We start from the raw sequence: 26,341 nt of genomic DNA, 5'->3' as shown, positions 1-26,341 counted from the left end.
CAAAAAGTCAAGAATAGTTCTTTAATTTACCATTAACCATTTTTATTAATTAAATATTAAGCTGTTGATAATCAGTTGATTTTGATTGGGATTCATGAAAAAGAAGAGAATCTTTCTTTTATAAACAAAAACTGCGTACGACGAAATATGAAAAATTATCTTAAACACGATGAATGGTGTATCATTGAAGAGGGATTCAACCGTGAGTTCAACGAAATTACTGAATCTGTTTGTTCACTAGGTAATGGTCGAATGGGACAAAGAGGCAATTTTGAAGAGACTTTCACCGGAAAAACACTTCAAGGAAATTATGTAGCAGGTGTATATTACCCCGACAAAACTCGTGTAGGTTGGTGGAAAAACGGCTATCCTGAGTATTTTGCAAAAGTGTTGAATGCTGCCAATTGGATTGGCATTAAAGTAGAAATAGAAGAAGAAATTCTTGATTTACATACAGCAGAAGTATCCGATTTCAAACGTGTGTTGAACATGAAAGAAGGTTATTTACAACGTTCTTTCATCGCTACTTTGGCTTCTGGCAGACAAGTACAAATTAATACCATTCGTTTCAATTCAATTGTTGATGATGAGGCTGGAGCGATTTCTTATTCAATTACTCCTCTTAATTTTGATGGTAAAATCGTTTTGACTCCTTTTATTGATGGCGACATTAAAAATAAGGATGCCAATTACGATGAAAAATTCTGGGATGAAGTACATAAAGAAACAGCTTTTGCTGAAGGTTATGTAGAAATGGTTACCAAGAAAACAGGTTTCCATGTAATTACTGGTCAGAAATTTCAGATTTTCCAAAATGGTAAAGCTGTTGAATTTACAAGTTTCCCACTAAAAGCAGAAAAATACGTTGCAAGCCAAGTTGCTTTGTCTGTAAAAGCAAATGAAGCAACTGTTTTAGTTAAATATGCTTGTAATCTTTCTTCTGAAAACCATGAAGTGGCTAGTTTGCTTCCTAAAGCAAAAGCTTATTTAGCAAGAATCGAAGCTAAAGGTTTCGATAAAATGCTAGAAGAACAAGCTGAAAAATGGGCTGCTAAATGGGAAACTAATGATATTGTTATAGAAGGCGATGTAGCTGCTCAACAAGGTATCCGTTTCAATATTTTTCAAATGAACCAAACTTACACTGGTGAAGACGCTCGTTTGAACATTGGTCCAAAAGGTTTTACTGGAGAAAAATATGGTGGCTCAACCTATTGGGATACCGAAGCGTATTGTATTCCTTTTTACTTAGCTACTGCCGACCAACAAGTTGCTCGTAACTTATTGATATATCGTTGGAAACAATTAGGAAAAGCTATCGAGAATGCTCAGAAGCTGGGTTTCAAAGATGGTGCTGCTTTGTATCCGATGGTAACGATGAATGGTGAAGAATGCCATAATGAATGGGAAATTACTTTTGAAGAAATTCATAGAAATGGTGCCATTGCTTATGCTATTTATGATTACGTAAATTATACGGGTGATGAAGCTTATTTAGCTGAATACGGTTTTGAAGTATTATTAGGCATCGCTCGTTTCTGGTCGCAAAGAGTAAACTGGTCGGAAGCGAAAAAACAATATGTAATGCTAGGTGTTACAGGTCCAAACGAATACGAAAACAACGTTAATAATAACTGGTACACAAGTTATTTTGCGGTTTGGTGTATGAAGTATTTGATTGAAGTAAGTGAAAAAATCAAAGCTTCTAATCCTGAACGTTATAATGAATTAGCAAGTCTGACGAATCTTAACGAAACGGATGAGTTTGATAGATTCAACCATATTATTCGTAATATGTACTTGGGCGAGGATAAAGAATTGGGTATTTTCTTACAACAAGATGGTTTCTTAGATAAAGAATTAATCAAAGTAAGTAATCTGTCTGCTCAAGAAAGACCAATTAATCAAAAATGGTCTTGGGATAGAATTTTACGTTCTTGCTTTATCAAACAAGCAGACGTTTTACAAGGAATCTATTTCTTTGAAGATGATTTCGATGCTGAAACTATCAAACGCAATTATGATTTTTATGAACCAATGACGGTACATGAATCATCATTGAGTCCATGTGTGCATTCAATTATTGCGGCGAAGTTAGGCGATAAAGCTCGTTCTTACGAATTCTATCAACGTTCTGCTCGTTTAGATTTGGATGATTATAATAATGATACTGAAGATGGTTGTCATATTACTTCAATGGCAGGAACTTGGATGTCAATTGTAAAGGGTTTCGGAGGAATGAGAGTACGCAATGGACAAGTATATTTAGCACCATTTGTTCCTGAAAACTGGACTTCATTCTCGTTTAAAATTCGTTTTAAAGGCAATTTGTTGAACATCAAAACGTATGCCCATGAAGTATTGATTGAAAATATATCGGGAGATGATACTACAATTTTTGTACATAACAATGCCGTTGTATTAAAAGCAAAATCAACAGTAAGTATTGAACAAAAAAGCGTTGAAGCAATAGCTTAGTGTACAACTAATTTTATAAAAGCCCTCAAGAGATTTTCTTTTGAGGGCTTTTTTGTTTTACCCAAAATAACAAGGAATAATGTTGATAACTTTTCTAGCTTACCGTAAAATAAATTTTTATGCAGAAATTAAGGAGTAATTATTCATTCAAATGGCTATTAAAGTAATTTTATGGTGCTTAGAATTCATCTTTGGTATTATTTATTTTAAAATTCTAGCAGTACAAAATGTAACCAACTGAGCATAGAAGGGATATTATTAAAAACATGATTAATCATTTTTAAAGGGGAAAACAATGATTATTTACGATACACCCAAATTTCAAATTGATTACCTTGAAAAAGAAGGAATCTCCTTCAATTCATTTGTCAATTGCAATAGTGCTGATGATTTTATAGGTATCATCAAAGATTATCGGGTGCATTTCGATAATGTTGGTGGTATTAGTAAAGCATTATGGGATAATACCAATCTTACTTTTGCCATCCCCCCAGATTTACAAAAATGGGTTGACAGTTTTTTGAATATGCCAGATTGGCAAAAGCTAAATCAACTTTATGTTCCTCCTAAACTTGGTTTTGTTATCAGTACTGATACTGCTTCTCATCTTTCAGTAGTTGATGTTTTTGAGAATTCACAAACGGGTTTTAGACCACATTTTTTTGTCAATAAAGAAGAAGCAGTTGAATGGATGTTTAAGTCTGATAATACTCCTAAACCTTTACCTGAACCACCTGAAATTAAAATTCTACATGACGTAATTCCTCATAAAACACGCATAGAGCTTACCATTGATAGTGAAGATTTAAGTGAATATCTTTTTATGCTTAATAAATTGCTTAGAAGTAGAAAACTCACACAAAAGCACACCGAAAACTATTTAAAACTAACCAAAAGAGAAAGAGAAATTTTGGGCTTAATTATTCACGGGATGACTGATAAGCTTATCGCAACCCATCTTTGTCTCTCTTATGAAACAATAAGAACTCATAGAAAAAATATCATGACCAAACTTGAGTGTAAAAAAGCATCACAATTATCTATTTATGCTTACTTTTTATAAGCTTTCGGGTATAAATACCACATATGCGGTATTTTATAAAAGAAACAGTGATTCTATATTTGTTGAATAAAATCACTTAGTCATCCAACATTATCAATTACGACATCATACGTTTAGTGATTTGAGTTCTTGGTTTTCTGATGGTTGAGTGAACGTATGAATCTGCCATTTTCAATATTTCTGTTTTAAATTATTTAGTTTGAAAATGAAGTTGATTCTCGTTAAAATACCCATTTCTGGGTATTTTCCAAGTGTTATTATAAAACTAACTTTACCAAAAACAGATAGATAGAAAGCCTCACAAATACTTAAACGTTCTACTAATAATCTCCATCGTTTTGAATCAATCAATAGAATAGTAAACCATGAAAAATCAAAAAGCCTCAGAAAGAGAAATCGTGAATGTAGGAGTTGATAAAATTGAAGTTTCAGAGATTGTCATGTTACAAGCTACCATTAACTACACGATTATTTATTTGAATAATGGGAAACAGTATCTCTCAGCAAAAACAATAAAAAGCTACGAAGACCTTTGTGAGAAAGATAGCTTTTTACGCATCCATCGTTCGTATATTATCAATACAGAATACCTAACTGATTATAGTTTTGTGAATAGTTATGTTGTGCTGAGTAATACCATCAAAGCTTCCATCTCAAGAAGGTGTAAAAATCAGTTTAGAATGTACTATTCACAGCGAAAAAAAAGAATTGAAACGCAAAGAAAAAGTCAGTTTCATTAGGCTGTTAAAGGCTTTTGGGTTAATAATTTTAAAGAAATACAATAATGAGTTTTTGATTTTAAGTATAATATCTTAAAAATCAATTGATTAAACTGTTTAATTTAAGCTATCAATATTATTTACTAAACTTCCCAAGTCATGAAAAAATGTGTACTAATTTTCGCTTTATTATTTATTAATTTTGCTGTTTTGTCACAAACAATTCGTAGAGTAAACAATACCTCAGGACTTAATGATCCTGCCATTTATGCAACAGCTCAAGCAGCCCATGATGCCGCCAAAGATGGCGATATTATTCAATTAGAACCAAGTGATAATCCTAATTATGGAGATTTGACAGTTACTAAAAAACTTACAATTTTAGGGATTGGTTACGACCTTGATAACATAGCTAATCCTTTTTTTGATAAAAGAGTGCCTAAATTATCAGGAGTATCCTTTGATTTTGGAAGTGCCAAGAGTACAATCATGGGAGTTGATGTAGGAGTTATTTCAGTAAATGATGAGAGTATCAATATTAGTCGCTGTAAAACTGGAGCAGTATATTTAGGATTTAGTCAAAATTCTAATGATGGTTCAATCTATAGCTATGGTAATAAGGCAATAATTGTTCAATGTTTAGTAGGTCAAATTGGGAGTTTATATGGTTATTTCAATAAAGATTTAGGAAATAATTGTACAATCTCTAACAATATAATTCAAGGAGGTCTTTCAAATCTCTTTAATTCTGTAATCAGTAATAACACTTTTAAAAGTAGCTCAACGATTTTTTATTATTCAATTGGTTGTGTTTTTAGTAATAATATAATAGATGCCAGAGATGGTAGTGAAGATTTTAAAGTAGTGAATTCTGATGTTACAGGTTCAACAATATCTAATAATTTATGTACTACTTTTACGGGTTTGCCAACTGGTGGAGGAAATGTTAATAAAGCTAACGCAACAATAATTTTTAAAGTAGCAAACCCTTGGTATTCACCAGAGACTGGATTACCACTTATTGATTCTAATCTTCAATTAGCCGATAAATCTCCTGCCAAAACTGTTGGAGCAGGTAGTACTGCTATCGGTGCTTATGCGGGGAGTCGTCCGTATATACCTTCAGGTATTCCTAATACTCCTGTTATCACTACTTTTATCAGTAGCGGTTTTGGAACGACCACAACACCATTGAATATTATGACAAGCGTTCGTTCAAGTAATTAATAGCATATTGAGTTTAGCTGATTGTAATGAGCTAAATTCAATATGCTTTCTCTTTGATTTTTCTCGTCCAACGATAACATTTTATCTTATGAAAACTCGTATTTTCCTAAGTTTAATGTTAGTGATTTGCTATTGCCTTTCGGGAATGGCAAATCCTAATATTAATACCAATTACGCAAGTAAAATTTCCTTGCGTGATGTTCAAATAAGGATAGCAACAATAAAAATATCTGATAAGAATATTCGTCAAGCCCATAATAAAAGCATTTGGTCTAATAATCTAGCTTTTGCAAAAGAGCTAGTTGACAAAATGAAAACATATTTTGCAGATGAAAACATTGTATATGCAGAATATTTCATAGACAAAGATCCCGGTTTTGGAAAGGGTACATCCATCCCAATTACGGCTAGTGCTTCTATTAGTAATCATAGCTTTTCTATAGCTCTTCCAACAAGTATTTCAGATGGCTTTCATTTTATTACGATTCGTTACAAAGATGCTTTAGGACGTTGGAGTGTATCAGCAGTTCGTCCTTTTTTTAAAGATAAAATAGAACAAAGTTCTTCAACCTTGCCCAACGTAGTGTCTGCTGAATACTTTATTGATAAAGACCCCGGTTTTGGTAAAGGAACATCAATAGCCATAACTTCGGGAACAAATATCAATAATCATAATTTCGCCATAGTATTGCCAACAAGTATTTCAGATGGCTTTCATTTTATTACGATTCGTTACAAAGATGCTTTAGGACGTTGGAGTGTATCAGCAGTTCGTCCTTTTTTCAAAGATAAAATAGAACAAAGTTCTACAACCTTGCCCAACGTAGTATCTGCTGAATACTTTATTGATAAAGACCCCGGTTTTGGTAAAGGAACATCAATAGCCATAACTTCGGGAACAAATATCAATAATCATAATTTCACAATAGTATTGCCAGCAAGTATTTCAGATGGCTTTCATTTTATTACGATTCGTTACAAAGATGCTTTAGGGAATTGGAGTGTATCAGCAGTTCGTCCTTTTTTCAAAGATAAAATAGAACAAAGTTCTTCAATACTTCCTAATATTGTTTCTGCTGAATATTTTATTGATAAAGACCCTGGTTTGGGCAAAGGGAAATCGCTTACTATTAAAAGTGGTCAGACGATTGATAACTTTAATTTTGAAGTTAATCTAAACGCACTTGGACTATCTAAAGGAACTCATTTTTTGCATTTAAGAGCCAAAGATGCCAATGGTGTTTGGGGAACAGTAGGTACAAAGACTTTTGTGCTTAGTAATGAGATTGTTAAAATAACTTCTCTTCCAAGTGTTTATTGTACCCTTAATAAAATAGATATTCCATATACGATTGAAGGTGTTTTTGGAAGTGATAATGTATTTACGGCTGAACTTTCGGATACAAGTGGTCTATTTCAAGAATCTCCTATACAATTAGGCAGCCTTACTTCAACAAAAAACGGTATGATAAGAGTTGATTTACCTGCGGATTTAACAGGTAATAATTATAAGGTAAGAATAGTTAGTACAAATCCTGTTAGGATAAGTGACCCTAAAAGTTTGATTTTAAAACCTACTCTGCCAGCAGTTAGTGTATCAAATAATCTAATTTGTCAGGGAGCAAGTGCGATTCTTTCAGCAACAGGTTGTTCAGGCACAGTTACTTGGACAGGCGGTTTAACGGGAAGTTCTGTAACTGTAACTCCAACAAAAAGCAGTAATTATAAAGCACTCTGTACATTAAATACTTGTAAAAGTGATTCAAGTGTTGCTGTGACCATTACTGTTTTACCTAAACCAACTCAACCAAAAATTACCGTAAGTAATGCTTCGATTTGTGTGGGAAGTAGTTCTGTTCTAACAGCAAGTGCTTGTACAGGGGGAACATTAACTTGGACGGGTGGTTTAACGGGAAGTTCTGTAACAGTTTCTCCGATAAAAACTACTTCATACAAAACTCTTTGTACCATCGCTGGTTGTAAAAGTGATTCAAGTTTGGCGACGACGGTTACAGTAATCTCAAAACCAGCACAACCAAAAATTACGACTTCAAATGCTTCGATTTGTGTGGGAAGTAGTTCAACTTTAACAGCCACCGCTTGCACAGGTGGAACATTATCTTGGACAGGTGGTTTAACAGGAAGTTCTGTAACAGTTTCCCCAACAAAAACTACAGCTTATAAAGCTCTTTGTTCAATAGCTGGTTGTAAAAGTGATTCAAGTTTAGCGACAACGATAACAGTAATCACAAAACCTACGCAACCCAAAATCACAGCAAGCAATGCGAGTATTTGTTTAGGAAGCAGCTCAGTTTTAACAGCCACTGCTTGCACAGGAGGAACATTAACTTGGACTGGTGGTTTAACTGGGATTTCAATTACTGTTTCCCCAACAAAAACTACTTCATACAAAACTCTTTGTTCAATAGCTGGTTGTAAAAGTGATTCCAGTTTAGCGACGACGGTTACAGTAATTCCAAAACCAACTCAACCAAAAATTACCGCAAGCAATGCTTCGGTTTGTTTAGGCAGCAGTTCAACTTTAACTGCAACCGCTTGTACTGGCGGAATTTTGACTTGGACTGGTGGTTTGACGGGTAGTTCAATTACTGTTTCCCCAACAAAAACTACTTCATACAAAGCTCTTTGTACAATAGCTGGTTGTAAAAGTGATTCCAGTTTAGCGACGATGGTAACAGTAATTTCAAAACCAGCACAACCAAAAATTACCGCAAGCAATACCAATATTTGTTTAGGCAGCAGTTCAGTTCTAACCGCCACAGCTTGCACAGGTGGAACATTGACTTGGACTGGTGGTTTGACTGGTAATTCAATTACCGTTTCACCAACAAAAACTACAGCTTATAAAGTACTTTGTACGATTGCTGGTTGTAAAAGTGATTCCAGTTTAGCAACAACGATAACAGTAATTTCAAAACCAACCCAACCAAAAATCACCGCAAGCAATGCCAATATTTGTTTAGGCAGCAGTTCAGTTCTAACAGCCACAGCTTGCACAGGTGGAACATTGACTTGGACTGGCGGATTAACAGGCAATTCAATTACAGTTTCACCACCAAAAACTACAGCTTATAAAGTACTTTGTACAATCGCTGGTTGTACAAGTGATTCCAGTTTAGCAACGACGGTAACAGTAATTGCAAAACCAACTCAACCAAAAATTACAAGCATTAATGCCAATATTTGTGTTGGAAGCAGTTCAACTTTAACCGCCATTGCTTGTACAGGCGGAACATTAACTTGGACGGGCGGTTTGACTGGCAATTCAATTACTGTTTCACCACCAAAAACTACTTCTTACAAGGCTCTTTGTACCATCACTGGTTGCAAAAGTGATTCCAGTTTAGCGACAACGATAACAGTAATCACAAAACCTACGCAACCCAAAATCACAGCAAGCAATGCGAGTATTTGTTTAGGAAGCAGCTCAGTTTTAACAGCCACTGCTTGCACAGGAGGAACATTAACTTGGACTGGCGGTTTGACAGGAAATTCTGTAACAGTTTCCCCAACAAAAACTACAGCTTATAAAGTACTTTGTTCAATAGCTGGCTGTAAAAGTGATTCCAGTTTAGCAACGACGGTTACAGTCATTTCAAAACCAGTTCAACCAAAAATCATCGCAAGCAATGCCAATATTTGTTTAGGCAGCAGTTCAGTTTTAACAGCCACGGCTTGCACAGGCGGAACATTAACTTGGACGGGTGGTTTGACTGGCAATTCAATTACCGTTTCACCAACAAAAACTACTTCTTACAAGGCTCTTTGTAACATAGCTGGTTGCAAAAGTGATTCCAGTTTAGCAACGACGGTAACAGTAATCACAAAACCAACTCAACCAAAAATCACAGCTTCAAATGCTTCGATTTGTGTGGGAAGTAGTTCAACTTTAACAGCCACAGCTTGTACAGGAGGAACATTAACTTGGACTGGTGGATTAACAGGCAATTCAATTACTGTTTCCCCAACAAAAACTACCTCATACAAAACACTTTGTACGATAGCTGGCTGTAAGAGTGATTCAAGTTTGGCGACAATGGTAACAGTAATCTCAAAACCATTACAACCAAAAATCACCGCAAGCAATGCCAATATTTGTTTAGGCAGCAGTTCAGTTCTAACAGCCACAGCTTGCACAGGAGGAACATTAACTTGGACTGGTGGTTTAACTGGGATTTCAATTACTGTTTCCCCAACAAAAACTACTTCATACAAAACTCTTTGTTCAATAGCTGGTTGTAAAAGTGATTCAAGTTTAGCAACGACGATTACGGTTTTACCAAAACCAGTTCAGCCAAAAATCACGGCAAGCAATGCCAATATTTGTTTAGGAAGTACTTCTGTTTTAACAGCCACGGCTTGTACAGGAGGAACTTTAACTTGGACTGGCGGATTGACAGGAAGTTCAATTACAGTTTCACCAACAAAAACTACAGCTTACAAGGCTCTTTGTACAATCGCTGGTTGTAAAAGTGATTCAAGTGTTGCCGTGACCATTACTGTTTTACCTAAACCAACTCAACCAAAAATTACCGTAAGTAATGCTTCGATTTGTGTGGGAAGTAGTTCTGTTCTAACAGCAAGTGCTTGTACAGGGGGAACATTAACTTGGACGGGTGGTTTAACGGGAAGTTCAATTACGGTTTCCCCAACAAAAACTACTTCATACAAAACTATTTGTACAATTGCTGGTTGCAAAAGTGATTCTAGTGTGGCGGCGACGGTGACAGTAATTGCTAAACCAACTCAACCAAAAATTACTGCAAACAATGCTTCAATTTGTTTAGGCAGCAGTTCAGTTTTAACAGCCACGGCTTGCACGGGTGGAACATTAACTTGGACTGGCGGTTTGACAGGAAATTCTGTAACAGTTTCCCCAACAAAAACTACAGCTTATAAAGTATTTTGTACTATCGCTGGTTGTAAAAGTGATTCAAGTTTGGCGACAACGATTACAGTAATTGCTAAACCAGTGCAAGCAAAAATTACCGCAAGCAATGCCAATATTTGTTTAGGCAGCAGTTCAGTTTTAACAGCCACGGCTTGCACAGGCGGAACATTAACTTGGACGGGCGGTTTGACGGGTAGTTCAATTACCGTTTCACCAACAAAAACTACTTCTTACAAGGCTCTTTGTAACATAGCTGGTTGCAAAAGTGATTCAAGTTTGGCGACAAAACTTACAGTTGTTTCAAAACCAAATGCTCCTTTAATTATGTCAAATGTGGTTTGTAATAATCCTGTGTTAGTACAATGGAATAAAACTTTGGGAGGGAGTTTATTTGAGAATTTGTACTCAATAGTTTCAACAAAAGATGGTGGATATTTATTGGGAGGTACATCATCTTCTGGTATTGGAGGTGATAAATCAGCAGCAAGTAAAGGAGAGACAGACTTTTGGATTGTAAAGATTAACGCTAATGGAACAAAAGTTTGGGACAAAACTTTTGGAGGAAGTGGTAGCGAAGGACTAGAAAGTATTATTACAACTTCTGATGGGGGCTTTTTATTGGGAGGGGGGTCTTCTTCAGGTATAAGTGGAGATAAATCCGAAGCTTCAAAAGGTAATTATGATTATTGGGTAGTGAAAATTAATGCCAATGGTTCAAAGTTATGGGATAAATCTTTTGGCGGTGGGAATAATGATTTTCTGTATAGTATGGTAGAGACTAGTGATGGAGGCTACTTATTGGGAGGGACTCTAACATCAAAAGGCTCTGGAGGAGATATTTCCTCTTCAATCTTAGGTGATTCCGATTTCTGGTTAATTAAGATTAATCGCAGTGGAGTAAAAATATGGGACAAAACCTTTGGAGGAAATAAAAACGAAAGCCTTGATAAAATATTAATGACTTCTGATGGTGAATTTTTATTAGGAGGGTCATCGTCTTCTGGGATTAGTGGAAATAAATCTGAAGATACTAGAGGTCTTGATGATTTTTGGGTAGTAAAAACAAATTCAAAAGGCGAAAAAATTTGGGATAAAACTTTTGGCGGAAGTGGCTATGATAATCTTTCAAGTATGGCGATGGGAAAAGACGGTAGCTTTTTATTAGGTGGTGGGTCATCATCTGGTGCAAGTGGGGATAAATCTGAATGGATGAAAGGATATGGTGATTACTGGGTAATTAAAATTACTGCTGAAGGAATAAAGGTTTGGGATAAAACACTTGGTGGTAGCTTTGATGATAATCTTAATAATATACTAACAACAAGTGATGGTGGGTATCTATTGGGAGGAAATTCTGGTTCTGGTATTAGTGGAAATAGAACAGATATATCTAAAGGATCAAACGATTATTGGGTAATTAAAATTAATGCTGAGGGTAGCAAATTGTGGGATAAAGCTTTTGGAGGAAATTATAATGATAATCAGTCAACTATGATAAGCACTCCAGATGGAGGATTTATAGTAGGAGGTTCTTCTATTTCAGGAATAAGTGGAGACAAGTCAGAAGCTTCTCAAGGAACTTCGTGGGATTATTGGATTGTTAAAGCTTCTATTTGTAATCCTAATACTGGTCCAATCAATCAAAAAATAATGTTAGTCTCGTCTTCTGGCTGTACAGGTACAGTAACATGGAGTAATGGAGCAACCACAAACAGTATTACCGTAAGCCCAAGTACAGCCACGACCTATACTGCTACTTGTACAGTAAATGGTTGTGTGAGTGGGGTAAGTAATGCGATTAAAGTAAATCCTGATTTGACGACTACTAGCACAAGTTCAATGTATGAGGCTGCTAGGTTGGATGCAAATTCTTCAAAGCCTGATGCAAGGATTGAGTTTAAGGTTTTCCCGAATCCTGCTACGGATGAACTAAATGTTGAAACTGATTTAGATGGCGAAGCTACTTTCCAATTGTATAATATCATTGGTCAGCAAGTTTTCGAGAGTACTTTTGTCAAGAGAACAAAGATTCCATTAATTAACCTAAGTAAAGGTTCTTATTATTACTTGATTCAATATCAGGAGTATAGAAAAACAGGTAAGGTTTTGTTAGAATAAATTATTATTGGTTTAATTTAGGGTAATCCAAATTTGGGTTACCCTAAATTTTAATAGACTTCTTGTTAATAATCCTGACTCATTGGATGAATCATCAACTCATCAATTACTACGTGTTTTGGGGCTTCAAGAATATAAGTAATGGTATCAGCCATGTTTTGTGAAGTTAAATATTTTGCTTGATAAGGGTCTCCTTCTTCACGAGTATGGAAATAAGTATCAACCAAACCAGAATATACTACCGATACTTTGATGCCATCTTTACGAACTTCTTTTCTCAATGCCATCGAGAAAGCATCTTGAGCATATTTTGAAGAACAGTATAATGAACCACCATCGAAAACACGTTTAGCAACATCAGATGCAATGTTGATGATATGTCCTTTGCCAGCAGATTTCATAAATGGAATAGCTTCACGACAAAATAAAAAAGTACCTTTTACATTAGTTTCATAAATGGAATCCCATTCTTGGGTACTGATTTCGCTTGCTTGTTTGAAAATTCCAAAGCCTGCATTATTGACCAAAGCATCAATTTTTCCAAAGATTTCTATTGTTGAAGTAATACAAGCTTTTACAAATACTTCATCGCCTACAGAACCTACAAATATTTCAGCTTTAGCACCTTTGTCTTCAATTTCGCTTTTTAAAGTAATAAGTTCGGCTTCGCTTCTGGCTACAAGACTAAGATTTACGCCTTTATCTGCTAATAATAAAGCTAATGCTCTACCAATCCCTTTGCTTGCTCCAGTTACTAAAATGGTTTTATTTTGAAGTGACATAATTTGTTTTTGTTTATAAAATACGAACGGGTAATAACGCTGTGGCTAAAATAATATAAGTCAAAATACTTATTATCCTTATTACCTAGAAATATTTCTGAGCATTGAATTTGTTTCTGTTCAAGTATATTTTTATTTCAATAAAATTGATGACTATTTAAACTATTAATTTAATTTTTTATAACATATTGCTGAAACGACTACTATCTATCGCACTTGATAAATGAAGATTATTGATAATAAATTAATGAAGACGTTAGCCTTGTTTTAAGTAAAACTAGAGGTATTCAACTATATTTGCCATATACTCCATAAAAATCAAGCAGCTTATATTCATATTTTAAATAAACCATGAAAAATAATCCTAAAACCTTAACCGCTTGGACAATGTACGACTGGGCAAATTCTGTTCACTCGCTTACCATTACTTCCGCTATTTTTCCGATTTACTTTCCGATTGCCGCAATTATGTTGCCGTCAAAAAGCAGACAATTAGACTTCTTTGGTCTTCAACTTGAAAATACCGTTTTGTATTCTTATGCTGTTTCGATTGGCTTTTTGTTATTAGCGTTTTCTGTGCCTCTTGTTTCGGCTATTTCTGATTATACAGGTAAGAAGAAAGTATTCATGAAAATGTATTGCTATTTGGGTGCTATTAGCTGTATGTTGATGTACTTTTTTGAAGAAGGAAGATATTACCTAGGCACTTTTGCTTTCTTATTTTCGATAGTAGGCTGGGGCGGGAGTATCGTTTTTTATAATTCATATTTGCCCGAAATTGCTACGGAAGACCAATATGATAGATTATCAGCCAGAGGTTTTACCATGGGTTATTTAGGAAGTGTTATTTTGCTGATTCAGAATTTAACCATGGTGTTAAAACCTGAATGGTACGGTGGAATTAGCGGAGGTGAAGCTTCTCGTATTTCGTTTTTAACAGTCGGAATTTGGTGGATTGTTTTTGCACAATATTCATTTTACTATTTGCCGAAAGATTCTAAAGTACAGAAACAAGGAGGAAATTGGATTTTCAATGGCTTTAAAGAATTGAAAAAAGTATTCCATGAATTAGAAAATCTAAATATCACCAAGCGATTTTTAACTTCTTTCTTTTTCTACAATATGGGTGCGCAAACTGTTATGTATTTGGGTGCTTTGTTTGGAAGTGAAGAATTGAAATTACCTTCTGATGCACTGATTGTAACGGTTTTATTGATTCAGTTAGTTGCCATAGTAGGGGCATATTTATTTGCGAAAATTTCTGAGAAAGTGGGTAATACCAAATCGCTTTCCATCATTGTAATCAGTTGGGTTTTTATTTGTATTGCTGCTTATTTTGTAACTACTCGTAATGAATTTTACTTTTTAGCGACTGGTATTGGTTTTGTAATGGGAGGGATTCAATCGCTTTCTCGTTCTACTTATGCTAAATTAATTCCCGAAGAAACGCATGATACCGCTTCTTACTTTAGTTTTTATGATGTTTGCGACCGACTTTCTACCGTTATTGGTACGTTTATGTTTGGCTTGGTGAATCAATTAACAGGAAGTATGCGAATGAGTGTACTTTTCTTGACGGTTTTCTTTATCATCGGTTTAGTGATTTTATCAAGAGTACCTTCACAAAAGATTTATAGATAGGTTTTTTTAGATATGAGTTCTGAATTATGAATTGATAGAGAAGTATTGATTTCTCAAAGCTAGTTTAAACATCCTCTTTTAAAAATTGTTTGAAAAGAACGATAACTCATAATGATGAATTAGTGAGAGAAGTATTGATTTCTCTAAAATTAATTTCAAATATTCTCTTCTAAAAAATGTTTGGACTAGAATCGTAACTCATAATAATGAACTGTGATGGGAAGTATTGATTTTACTAAATATGGCTTTGAACAAAGGCTTCTGAAAATTGTTTGAATAGATAATAACTCATAATTATCAATTCATAATTAGATAAAAGGTCTTTTTTCTGACATTCCAACAAACTATTTCATCGCATTTTTACGTAGTTAAATTGAATGACATTTAAACACAAAAAAAGAAAATGAAAACCGTCTTAATAACATTAATTACTTGCTTGGCAATTTTAACGAATTGTACTGCTCAAGATGAAAGTACAGGAGTTACTCATCATAAATTTACCGTTGTGAAAACAGATGCTGAATGGTTGAAAATTTTAACACCAGAGCAATTTAAAGTAACCAGAAGAAAAAGTACTGAATTAGCTTGTTCAGGAGCATATTGGAAAAACCATGAAAAAGGGATTTATAAATGTGTTTGTTGCAAGCTTCCTCTTTTTGATTCTCAAACAAAATTTGAATCGGGAACGGGTTGGCCATCTTTTTACAAAGCCATTCATAAAGATGCTATTTTAGAAGTAGTTGATAACAGTTTTGGGATGGAAAGAGTAGAAATTTTGTGTAGCCGTTGTGGTGCGCATTTAGGACACCTCTTTGAAGATGGACCTAAACCAACAGGCTTACGATATTGCTTAAATTCGTTAGCGTTGGATTTTGAGAAAGATGAGAAAATGAGCAAAAAGTAAGGTTTCAGCGATGAGCTTTTATAAAGAGAGGACAATTTGATTTATCAGATTGTCCTTTTTTGTTTTTCATTTGATTAAAGCGAGCATCAAAATGATACTCAGGAGTATTGATTTGATGTATTTCAAGAATTGTATTCTCGCAAGAAAACTTGCCGTTTAATAAGTTTTTGGGTAGTTGTTAAGAATAGCATTTTGGATTGGTTTGAGAAAAGAGTATTTTAGAATAAAATATTCAGAACAGTAAAAGTAGAATTAAAATCTACTACCCTAAATAAAAAAAGGATTCGCAATGAATCCTTAATTCTTTTACTTGATTACGTTTCTACGGAAGAAAGAGGCTTTACCAAGTCTATATGCTACAAATATAAATATTTTCAACAAATTATCAAATGAAAACTGAACTACGATATAAATTTTTATCAAGACCTAGATTCAATAGGTATTTAAATGCTACAGCCAATAACACTCATCAAGCCAAAAAGTTGTACAACGCAAACATACGATTGGCTCAAGCATTTCATCCAATATTAAGCCAGTTTGAAGTTGTTTTACGTAACAGCCTAAATATTGTTTTGACAAATCACTTTGCTGATGTGGACTGGATAATTAATCAAAAGAATGGGTTTATGAGGCATCAGTCACTGAGGCAATCACATTATTTCTTGAAGAAGTCAGTCCAAAAGACTGAAAATAAACTAATGGCAAGGGGAATACCGATAACAAGTGGTAAAATTATTTCAGACCAGACTTTCGGTTTTTGGGTAGCATTTTTCTTATCTCATCATTACTCATTGGTTCATGGACAATCAATTCATATATTTCCGAATAAACCCTCAGCTGAAAATAGAGCAAGTATATATGATAAACTTGATAATATTAAAAATTTTAGAAATCGAGTAAACCATTGCGAGCCTCTATGTTTTTCAGGACCAAATTTAGATTGTTCCTTTGCTTTGGACATTAAATGTAAACTATACAATCTCGTTGAATGGATAGATCCAGATTTAGTGCCTTTCTTCGGAAGTATAGATAATATTCAGAGCAAGGTTGACCAAATTATGAGAATATAAAACGTAATCTTCAAAAAACTTAACAGATAAACAACAATAAGTTTTAGCATTAAAAAGGGACGTTTGAGTTTTCAAACGTCCCTTTTTAAATTATTAGTTTTCTCTAACAGCTCTTTTTAAAACGTATTTAAAAGCCGTTCCTGTTAAAATATAACCTGAAGTAGTAGCAGTTGAAAATACTTTATAGTTTACTTTCATCAATCCGCTTGCACCCAAATCTTGTGCTTGGGCTACCATTCTGGCTAAAATCGCTTCTTTTTCCTGTTGGTCATTTCCACGTTTCAGCATTCTACCTTTGTACTCTTGGTTGGCTGTCAATGGAAATTCTTCTGAAATGGTTAGTTTCTCCATTTCTTCGAAGCTTTCTTTTGGCTGTTCATCTCCCTGCAATATGTCAATTGCATATTTGTCAGGAATTTTAAAGCCTAAACCTGTATGTTGATCATAACCACCATTTTGGTAGTTTGGACTATAGTAAGAAGTAGGTTGAAAGGTTTTGGTTGGCTGACAATTTGTTAAGAAAAATGACAAACAAACAAAACCTACCGTTGTCTTAGTCCACTTAGATACTTTCCGAATCATAAATTAAAACCTTTTCCCAAAGATGTTTACAATCATCTATAAACTTTAGATGAAGGGGATGTACTTGGTATTCGTCGTGTCCAGCCGCATCATCAAAAACAGTAAGCTCGCAGAAATCATAACTACGGTCGATTACTGGGCGATCTGTAGCTGCAGGAGGACCTACACTAAACGTTTTAATACTTTCGATATTGCCAAGAGTTTTTACTCCTTCTACAAATTTCTGACGGTCAGCTTCTGACAAGTCTTTCTTTAACCAAAAATTTACTACGTGAACAAACATGATTGATTTTAATTTTGAGTAAAAATAAGATTTAGTAACCTAAGAATATATAAAATCTAGTATGATTTTAACCAATACATAATATTTTCTGGCGTAAGCATTTTCCGAAATTCCACTGTTTGAGCGAAGCGATTTTGGAATTTCTTGATTTTCTTTTGCCGCCGCCGCTGCGGTTACTTTTCTTGTATCAAGACAAGAAAAGTAAGGTCTTACAATAGGAAATATTATTTTTTGAGATTAAAACTAAAATTGGAAATTATAAATTGTCTTTTTCAATAATAACAGCCATTCTTTCGCCTAATTCATCTGAAGCTTTCATTAATGGCAAACGTACATCTGAACCACTAATTCCTTTCAATTCAAGAATTTTCTTTACACCTACAGGATTACCTTCCTCATATAAAAGAGGGTCGATAGCTAAGAAATGTCCTAATAAATTACGAGCAGTCGAAAAATCACCATCCAAAGCTGCATGAATCATTTTAGTGAATTTTGCTGGAATAGCATTAGCAATTACAGACATTACTCCAACACCACCACAAGCAATGATTGGTACAGCCTGAACATCGTCGCCAGAGATTAACAAGAAGTCTTCAGGCTTGTCTTTATAAATTTCCATACATTGTTCGATGATACAAGATGCTTCTTTTACACCGATAATGTTTGGATGTTCTGCTAATTTTAAAGTAGTTGCTGCCGACATATTGATGCCCGAACGACCAGGAATATTATACATAATTACTGGCACTGGCGAAGCATCAGCAATGGCAGAATAATGAGCAATTACGCCACGAGCACCCGGTTTGTTATAATAAGGACATACCGAAAGGATGGCATCAATACCTGTAAAATCAGTTGCTTGAATAGCTTTGATTACTTCTGGCGTATTGTTTCCGCCAAGTCCGTAAACGATTGGTAAATTCTTTGAATTATTTTCCTTAATGAATTCTAAAATCGCAATTTTTTCTTTGGTACTTGTCGTGGCAGATTCACCCGTTGTTCCTTGAACTACCAAGTAATCAACGCCACCTTCGCTTACGTGCTGTACTAATCTTTTTAACCCTTCATAATCAATACTTCCATCTTCAAACATTGGGGTTACTAAAGCTGGAGCTACGCCGTGGAATTTTGGTCTCATTTTTGGAAATTTTACGATTATATAATCGTCTATATTTAAAAACTATTGGTCTGTGGTAATTTGAAAATTTGAAAGTGTGATGATTTGAAAATAAAGGAATGTTCACCAACATTCAGTTAATTAATAAAAGCTCAAATCTCATAGCTCAAGGCTTATAACTTATCCTTCCAACATACTTAAAAAATCATCTTCTGAAATAATTTGAACACCCAATTTTTCAGCTTTTTGCAATTTAGAAGGACCAGCTTCTGAGCCAGCAACTAGAAAGTTTAATTTTCCAGAAACGCCACTCAATACTTTTCCACCATTTGCTTCAATTTTTATCTTCAAATCATCACGTTCGAAATTTTGAAAAGTTCCCGAAATTACGAAAGTTTTTCCTTCTAAACTGTTCCCTTCTACAACAATTTCGGTGGTTTCATGGATAAATTGCAACTTAGCCTCTTTCAAACGAGCAATATAAGCTTGATTATCCTCATCTTGAAAGAAAGCGACAACACTTTGTGCAATTCTATCACCAATTTCTGGTACTTGTAGTAAGTCTTCATAACTTGCTTTCGCAATGGCATCAATATTATTAAAGTATGAAGCTAATTTTTCAGCAACTGTAGCACCGACAAAACGTATCCCAATACCAAATAATACTTGTTTGAATGGAATCTCTTTCGATTTCTCAACACCAGTAAGAATATTATTGATAGATTTTTCTTTGAAACCTTCCAGATTGGCTAGTTTTTCTTTCGTCAAATCATACAAATCCGCAGGACTTTTTATGATGCCTTTTTGATAGAATAAATCGATTGATTCGGTTCCTAAGTTTTCAATATTCAACGCTTTTCGTTGAATAAAATGCTCAATTTTTCCTTTAATTTGTGGTGGACAGCCCTTATCATTTGGACAATAATGGTTGGCTTCGCCTTCCTTTCTAATAAGAGGCGTGTCACATTCTGGACAAGTAGTTGGAAATTGTACTTTTTCAAAAGTCAAACTTCTTTTACTAATATCAACGCCTGTGATTTTTGGAATAATTTCTCCGCCTTTCTCTACAAAAACAGTATCACCAATGTGTAAATCCAAGCGTTCAATTTCATTAGCATTATGAATACTAGCACGTTTTACAACTGTTCCTGCTAATAAAACAGGTTTTAAATTGGCAACAGGCGTAACGTTTCCTGTTCTACCAACTTGATAACTTACTGTTTCTAAGGATGTTGATGCCGATTCTGATTTATATTTATAAGCAATTGCCCAGCGGGGAGACTTGGCTGTATAACCTAATATTTCTCTTTGAGCAAAAGAATTAATTTTGATAACAATACCGTCGGTATTCAATGGTAAATCATGACGAGCTTTGTCCCAATGTTCAATAAATGCAAATACTTCTTGAATATTATTACATTTTTCCCATGTTGGAGAAACGTTGAAACCTGCTTTTTTCATCCAATGAAGACTTTCTTCATGACTTTCAAAAACTTCGTCATACGATAAAAACTGATACAAGTAGCAATCCATTTTTCTTTTGGCTACTACCGATGAATCTTGCATTTTGAAAGTACCAGAAGCCGCATTTCTAGGATTTGCCAATAAAGCTTCACCAATATCTTCCCGTTCTTTATTCAACGATTCAAAAGAAGTTAAAGGCATAAAACCTTCGCCACGTACTTCAAAAACAGCAGGTAAGTTTTCAGCATTAATACTCAATGGCAAAGTACGAATGGTTTTAATGTTCGCCGTAATATCATCGCCACGCACACCATCTCCACGAGTTACGCCACGTACCAATTTGCCATTTTCATACCAAACAGAAAGTGCCACCCCGTCGAATTTTAATTCGCAAATATATTCGTAAGGTTCATTATTGAGCCCTTTTCTTACTCTTTCATCAAAATCTGCTAATTCACCTTCATTATAAGTATTTCCTAAAGAAAGCATTGGGAAACGGTGATTTACTGCTTCAAACTCTTTAGAAACTGCGCCACCAACCCGATGAGTTGGAGAATCAGCTCTGACAAAATCAGGGAATTCTTTCTCTAATTGCTGTAATTGTTCAAGAAGTTTATCAAATTCAAAATCAGATACTTCTGAATCAGCAGTGATATAATATCGATGGTTCAGTTCATTCAACCTATCTGTTAGTTGGTTGATTTGTTCCTGTGGGTTCATTCCAATAAGCTTTAAAAATTTACCGAATTTACCGCCAAAATATAAGTAATCTTAAAATTTTAGGCTAAAATTCTCTTTTTGTCTATCAAAGTTTTTTAGGCTTTTTACTTTTGCCTTTGTGCCTAAGTATAATATGTGGTAATTTTGTAAGGATGCTTTCAATGAGTGTCGAGCCAAAAACAAAAATTAATTTAAAGAAAAAGACGAACGTTTGATTGAAATCTTTGAAAATAGATCAACGTTTCGCTATTAATTCATGAATAATATCCTTATTGCTCCTTCTTTGCTTGCAGCAGACTTCGCAAATCTTCAGAGAGATATTGAAATGGTAAATGCCTCTGATGCTGATTGGTTTCATATTGATGTAATGGACGGTCACTTTGTGCCGAACATTTCTTTTGGAATGCCCGTAATCGAAGCGATTAATCGCCATGCTAAAAAACCGCTTGATGTACATTTGATGATTGAAAAGCCAGAGCGTTATTTGGCTGAATTCAAAAAGTTAGGAGCTGCTAATATTACAGTTCATTATGAAGCTTGCACACATTTGCATCGTACACTACAGCAAATCAAAGACTTAGGTTGTTTGGCAGGAGTTGTGTTGAATCCTGCTACGCCAGTGTCAGTATTGGAAGAAATTTTGCCAGATTGTGAAATGGTATTGTTGATGTCGGTGAATCCTGGTTATGGTGGACAAAAATTCATTGAATCTACTTATGATAAAGTACGTAAACTTCGCACAATGATTCAGGAAAAAGGATTGAATACTTTGATTGAAATTGATGGTGGTGTTAACCAAGAAACTGGACAGAAATTAGTAGATGCTGGAGCAGATATTTTGATTGCAGGAAGTTATGTTTTTGGTGCAAAAGACCCAATTGAGACAATTGCTAATCTTAAAAAAATCAAATAATACGTTGCTTTAATTAGCAAATTTTAGGAAGAGTAATAAAAAAAGACAATTTTCGTTTAATTTTATCAGTAAAAACTAATCGCTTCATTAAACTATTGATAATGAGAATATTCGCTTTTTTATTATTCTTTCTCATTTCCTACATTACTACTGCACAAAAAACATTTTGGGCAAGTAAGGTAGTTGCTTTTTCTTCTGAATATTCAGATGCTAAAACAACTAAAGAAAACAGAGCTACACAAGCTTTAGGAAAACCAAGTAAATTGCCAATGGTTGGTACTTCTCCCTGTGCTTGGCAGCCGCTCACGCAAGATAATCCACAAGAAGAGTTTTTAATCGTAAGTTTTGATACACTCATGTCAATTCAGCAAGTTGCCATTGCCGAAAATTATGGGCAAGGTTGTATTGTACGTGTTGAAGCTTTTGATGAACAAGATAATTTAAAACTGCTATGGACGAATAAAACAGCACCAAGTTCTGAAACTGGTAAAATGTTAAATTTGGTGCTTACAAAACCAACATCTTATAGAGTTAGAAGTATAAAATTAGTGCTGAACACTGCTAGAGTAAAAGGTTGGAATCAAATTGATGCCATCGGTATTTCCCAATCTACAACACCAATTAAAGCATCGGTAAATCTCGCTAAAAATCTTCCTCAGCAAATCATTAAAGAAAATCTTGGACAAAATGTGAATTCTCTTTATCGTGAAATTGCACCCGTGATTTCTCCAGATGGAAAAACATTGTATTTCACTCGTTGGGAACATCCAGAAAATCTTGGTAAAGATAAAAATCAAGATGTTTGGTATTCAGAATTACAAAAAGATAATAAATGGGGGATGGCTCGTTCGATGCCTGCACCCATCAATAATACTGAACACAATGCCCTTTGTGCGATTTCTCCAGATGGGAAAACAATTTTATTAAACAATGTTTACCTGAAAGATGGAGGAATGGCGAATGGCGTTTCAATTGCGAAAAAGAGTGAAAAAGGCTGGAATTTTCCTGAGGCATTATCAATCAAAAACTTTAAAAATAAGTCTGAATTCTCAGAATACAGTTTTTCTGCTAATGGTAGAGTACTAATCTTGACGGGGCAATTTAAAGAAACACAAGGAGGGAAAGATATTTACTTATCTTTTTTACAAGCTGATGGGAAATGGTCAGAACCTGTAAATGCAGGAAAAACTATCAATACAGCTGATGACGAAAGCTCTCCTTTTTTGGCGGCTGACGGCACAACTTTATACTTTTCATCTTATGGTTTTAGTGGTTATGGAAGTAGCGATATTTTTGTGACTCGTCGTTTAGACGATACTTGGTTGAAATGGTCTGAACCAGAAAATGTAGGTTCAAGCATTAATACTTCTGAATGGGATGGCTATTTTTCTATTTCAGCTTTAAGTGATTTTGCCTACTATAGTTCCAGAGAAAATGCTATTGGACAAGAAGATATTTTCAAATTCAAAGTGCCAGAGTCTATCAAACCTAATGCGGTAGTTCAATTGACGGGAAGTGTATTTAATATCGTTACTAATAAACCTGTTAAAGCAAAAATTACTCTTCAAACAATGAATACTGCTGATACAGTTTGTGTTACTTTTGATCCAGAAACGGGCGATTACAAATTAATGCTTCCAGTGCAAAAAACATATACTCTAACAGCTTCACAAAAAGGTTTTTTGACGTTTTCAGAAACCTTAGATTTTTCTAAAGAAAATACTTTCAAAGAAATCAAGAAAAATATTTATTTAGTTCCGATAGAGGCTGGTCAAAGAATGACGCTAAACAGCGTATTTTTTGAACAAAGTAAATATGATATTTTGCCGAACTCATATCCTGAACTTGATAGAATTGTTGCAGTAATGAAAGAAAATGCAACGATGGAAATCATGTTGGAAGGACATACTGATAACCAAGGCGATTGGAATGCCAACTTAACTTTATCAAAGCAAAGAGTAGAAGAAGTAAAGAAATACTTGGCAAGCAAAGGCGTTGACATGAGGAGAATTCAAACGCAAGGCTATGGCTCTACCAGACCTGTTTCAAGTAATAATTCGGAAGAAAAAAGGAAATTTAATAGAAGAGTAGAGTTTATGATTATTAAAAACTAATCTGCTTTTCTTATTATAAAGTATGAAATCTCTTTTCGTTAGTATTACTAATGGAAAGAGATTTTGTATTTTACCGAGTAATTAAAAGATTTTTTGTAGATAAGTCTTTCGTAAATCTATTTAATTTCTGCAAATTGGTATTGTTTTTGTTTTGGAAAAGGAATAAATAGCGTTTAAATGAAAAGTAAATCATTAGCCATACTTTTATTACTATATTCTTTTTCATTCAGTATTACTGCTCAACAAGTATTTTGGGCAAGTAAAGTATTGGAATTTTCTTCCGAAAACATCGTCCCTTTTCAACCTTCCGCCAATAGAGCCAATCAAATACTTGGCAAACCAAATGTATTACCTCAATTTGTAGCGAGTGGTTTAGCTTGGCAACCAGCTTTCAAAACTTTAGACAGTGAAGAATTTATTAAAGTAAGTTTTGATACTACCCTTGCCATTCAGCAAATAAGTATTGCGAAAAATTTTGGAGAAGCAACAATCGAAAAAGTAATAGCCTTTGATTCTTTAATGCAATCTCATGTCCTTTTTCAAGAAAAAGATTCTTTAAAAACCCTTGAAAAAGGAGAAATGTTTAATATTATATTGTCTGAAAAAACCTCTTTCAAGGTCTTTGCTATTGGCGTATTTATCAGTAAAAGAAAACACAACGAATTAATTCAGTTGGATGCCATCGGTATTTCAACGCTTGAAAATCCAGTTCAAGCCAATATTCATGTTGCTAAAGATGCACCAATAAAAGTAATTAAAGAAAACCTTGGTAAAGGAGTAAATTCAAGGCATCAGGAATTTGCCCCAGTGATTTCTAGTGATGGCAATACTTTATATTTTACTAGAAATTATTTAAGTCTTTTTGGCAAACAAAAAGATCAGGATGTTTGGCTGAGCAAATTGAATGAAAGTAAAGAATGGACTAAAGCCAAAAATATTGGAGTGCCTATCAATACCAAAGATAAAAACGCTGTTTTTGCCATTTCTACAGATGGAACAGAAATGTTATTGATGAATAAGTATCATAAAAATGGAAGATTATCGTCTGGAATTTCTCGTTCTTTCAAAAATGGAGAAACTTGGACTTTTCCTGAAGAAGTAAAAATAGATAATTATTATAATCAAAGTCAGAATGCAGAATTTACTTTGTCGGCTGATGGAAACACTATGATTATGTCTATTCAACGAAAAAATACAGTTGGTAAAAGAGATTTATATGTTTCTTTCAAAAAAAGTAACAGTACTTGGACAGAACCCAAAAATTTAGGAAACACAATTAATAGCATCGAACATGAAATGACGCCCTTTATAGCGGCTGATACCAAAACATTATATTTTTCTACTCGTGGTTTCCCGGGCTTTGGCGATAACGATATTTTTAAAAGTCAGCGATTGGATGATACTTGGACAACTTGGTCTGAACCTGAAAATCTAGGTGAAGCCATTAATACTCCTTATTGGGATGGATATTTTACTTTACCAGCCTCTGGAGAATTTGCTTATGTATGTTCTTACAATGGTAATAACAAGGAAGATATTTTTAAATTTACTTTACCTAAAAAAGCCCAGCCAGAACCTGTAGCAATTATTAGTGGAAATGTTTTGAGTAGTACTGATAAAGAAGCTATCGCTTGTACAATTATGATGATTCCAAGAAATGCTACTTTAAAATCAGAACAAAAAAAGTATGAACCAGCAAATGGAAACTTTAAATTTATTCTGCCTTTGCATGAAGCAGTAGATTTTGTACCTGTGGCAAGAGGGTATTTAGGTATCAGTGAAACAATGGATTTGACTAACGTAAAAAGCTATCGAGAAATTAATAAAGACTTATACTTATTGCCTTTAGAAATAGGAAATAAGGGCATATTAAATAGTTTGACTTTTCAGCAAGGAGATGCCAAATTACAGGCTTCAGCGATGAGAGATTTAGACAGAATTATTCAAGTGATGAATGAATTTCCAAGTTTAGAAATTCTATTTGAAGGACACACCGACAATCAGGGAGATTTTCAGTTGAACCTTAAATTATCTGAAGATAGAGTGAATGCTGTAAAAAAATACATTATTAGTCAAGGGATTGCACCGAATAGAATTACTACAAAGGGCTGGGGACAAACTCGTCCATTAGCCAGCAATGCTACCGAAGAACGTCGTCGTCTGAATAGGAGAGTAGAATTTACAATCACTAAGAAATAGCCTATTTCTTTGGGTAAGGTTTAAAAAGGAGCTAC

The 26,341-nt window shown here is 34.4% G+C and carries 16 protein-coding genes; 11 read left to right on the top strand and 5 right to left on the bottom strand.

The window, feature by feature from the left end:
• Positions 1-147 precede the first annotated feature (147 nt).
• From VB776_RS01005 to VB776_RS00985, 5 genes are all read left to right on the top strand, one after another.
• Positions 148-2,478 (top strand): glycoside hydrolase family 65 protein, encoded by a 2,331-nt coding sequence (locus VB776_RS01005; protein ID WP_323325137.1) that lies wholly within the window; start codon positions 148-150, stop codon positions 2,476-2,478.
• Between the two features lie 295 nt (positions 2,479-2,773).
• On the top strand, positions 2,774-3,541 hold the full coding sequence (locus VB776_RS01000; RefSeq protein WP_323325135.1) for a response regulator transcription factor: 768 nt from the start codon (positions 2,774-2,776) through the stop codon (positions 3,539-3,541).
• Positions 3,542-3,906: 365 nt separating this feature from the next.
• On the top strand, positions 3,907-4,281 hold the full coding sequence (locus tag VB776_RS00995; RefSeq protein ID WP_323325132.1) for a LytR/AlgR family response regulator transcription factor: 375 nt from the start codon (positions 3,907-3,909) through the stop codon (positions 4,279-4,281).
• 138 nt (positions 4,282-4,419) lie between these two features.
• Positions 4,420-5,487: a hypothetical protein gene (locus tag VB776_RS00990; protein ID WP_323325131.1), complete on the top strand. Its 1,068-nt coding sequence runs from the start codon at positions 4,420-4,422 to the stop codon at positions 5,485-5,487.
• 88 nt (positions 5,488-5,575) lie between these two features.
• On the top strand, positions 5,576-12,517 hold the full coding sequence (locus VB776_RS00985; RefSeq protein WP_323325128.1) for a T9SS type A sorting domain-containing protein: 6,942 nt from the start codon (positions 5,576-5,578) through the stop codon (positions 12,515-12,517).
• A 65-nt stretch (positions 12,518-12,582) separates the two neighbouring features.
• Here the strand turns inward: VB776_RS00985 and VB776_RS00980 are convergent, their stop codons facing one another.
• Entirely contained in the window at positions 12,583-13,299 is a 717-nt protein-coding gene (locus tag VB776_RS00980; RefSeq protein ID WP_323325126.1) for an SDR family oxidoreductase, read from the bottom strand.
• 351 nt (positions 13,300-13,650) lie between these two features.
• On the opposite strand from VB776_RS00980, the gene VB776_RS00975 reads away from it, so the two are divergent.
• The 3 genes from VB776_RS00975 (at position 13,651) to VB776_RS00965 (ending at position 16,914) form a co-directional block, all read left to right on the top strand.
• Positions 13,651-14,940, top strand: a complete 1,290-nt coding sequence (locus VB776_RS00975) for an MFS transporter (RefSeq protein WP_323325124.1) — start codon at positions 13,651-13,653, stop codon at positions 14,938-14,940.
• A 403-nt stretch (positions 14,941-15,343) separates the two neighbouring features.
• Positions 15,344-15,844, top strand: coding sequence for a peptide-methionine (R)-S-oxide reductase MsrB (gene msrB, locus VB776_RS00970; RefSeq protein WP_323325121.1), 501 nt, complete (start codon positions 15,344-15,346; stop codon positions 15,842-15,844).
• Between the two features lie 389 nt (positions 15,845-16,233).
• Positions 16,234-16,914, top strand: a complete 681-nt coding sequence (locus tag VB776_RS00965; RefSeq protein ID WP_323325119.1) for a hypothetical protein — start codon at positions 16,234-16,236, stop codon at positions 16,912-16,914.
• Positions 16,915-17,007: 93 nt separating this feature from the next.
• On the opposite strand, the gene VB776_RS00960 is transcribed toward VB776_RS00965, so the two are convergent.
• The 4 genes from VB776_RS00960 to ligA all read right to left on the bottom strand — a co-directional run bounded on the left by VB776_RS00960 (position 17,008) and on the right by ligA (position 21,080).
• Positions 17,008-17,496, bottom strand: a complete 489-nt coding sequence (locus VB776_RS00960; protein ID WP_323325116.1) for a hypothetical protein — start codon at positions 17,494-17,496, stop codon at positions 17,008-17,010.
• Positions 17,477-17,779 carry a Dabb family protein gene (locus VB776_RS00955; protein WP_184135611.1) on the bottom strand — a complete coding sequence of 101 codons (303 nt, stop codon included), beginning with the start codon at positions 17,777-17,779 and terminating at the stop codon, positions 17,477-17,479. Before VB776_RS00955 ends, VB776_RS00960 begins: the two co-directional genes overlap by 20 nt.
• A gap of 256 nt (positions 17,780-18,035) precedes the next feature.
• The gene (dapA, locus tag VB776_RS00950) at positions 18,036-18,917 is read right to left on the bottom strand and encodes a 4-hydroxy-tetrahydrodipicolinate synthase (protein ID WP_323325115.1); all 882 of its coding nucleotides are present in this window, start codon (positions 18,915-18,917) and stop codon (positions 18,036-18,038) included.
• 159 nt (positions 18,918-19,076) lie between these two features.
• Positions 19,077-21,080, bottom strand: coding sequence for an NAD-dependent DNA ligase LigA (gene ligA, locus VB776_RS00945; protein WP_323325113.1), 2,004 nt, complete (start codon positions 21,078-21,080; stop codon positions 19,077-19,079).
• Positions 21,081-21,336: 256 nt separating this feature from the next.
• On the opposite strand from ligA, the gene rpe reads away from it, so the two are divergent.
• The 3 genes from rpe to VB776_RS00930 all read left to right on the top strand — a co-directional run bounded on the left by rpe (position 21,337) and on the right by VB776_RS00930 (position 26,306).
• Entirely contained in the window at positions 21,337-21,993 is a 657-nt protein-coding gene (gene rpe / locus VB776_RS00940; protein WP_323325111.1) for a ribulose-phosphate 3-epimerase, read from the top strand.
• A 101-nt stretch (positions 21,994-22,094) separates the two neighbouring features.
• Positions 22,095-24,107 (top strand): OmpA family protein, encoded by a 2,013-nt coding sequence (locus tag VB776_RS00935; RefSeq protein ID WP_323325109.1) that lies wholly within the window; start codon positions 22,095-22,097, stop codon positions 24,105-24,107.
• A 177-nt stretch (positions 24,108-24,284) separates the two neighbouring features.
• Complete coding sequence (locus VB776_RS00930; protein ID WP_323325107.1) at positions 24,285-26,306, top strand: OmpA family protein; 2,022 nt, start codon at positions 24,285-24,287, stop codon at positions 26,304-26,306.
• The last annotated feature ends 35 nt before the right edge of the window (positions 26,307-26,341 follow it).

The organism is Arcicella gelida (assembly GCF_034931025.1).
Lineage (GTDB): Bacteria > Bacteroidota > Bacteroidia > Cytophagales > Spirosomataceae > Arcicella > Arcicella gelida.
The sequence above is the reverse complement of the archived record's forward strand: the minus strand, read 5'-3'. Positions and strand labels throughout refer to the sequence as shown.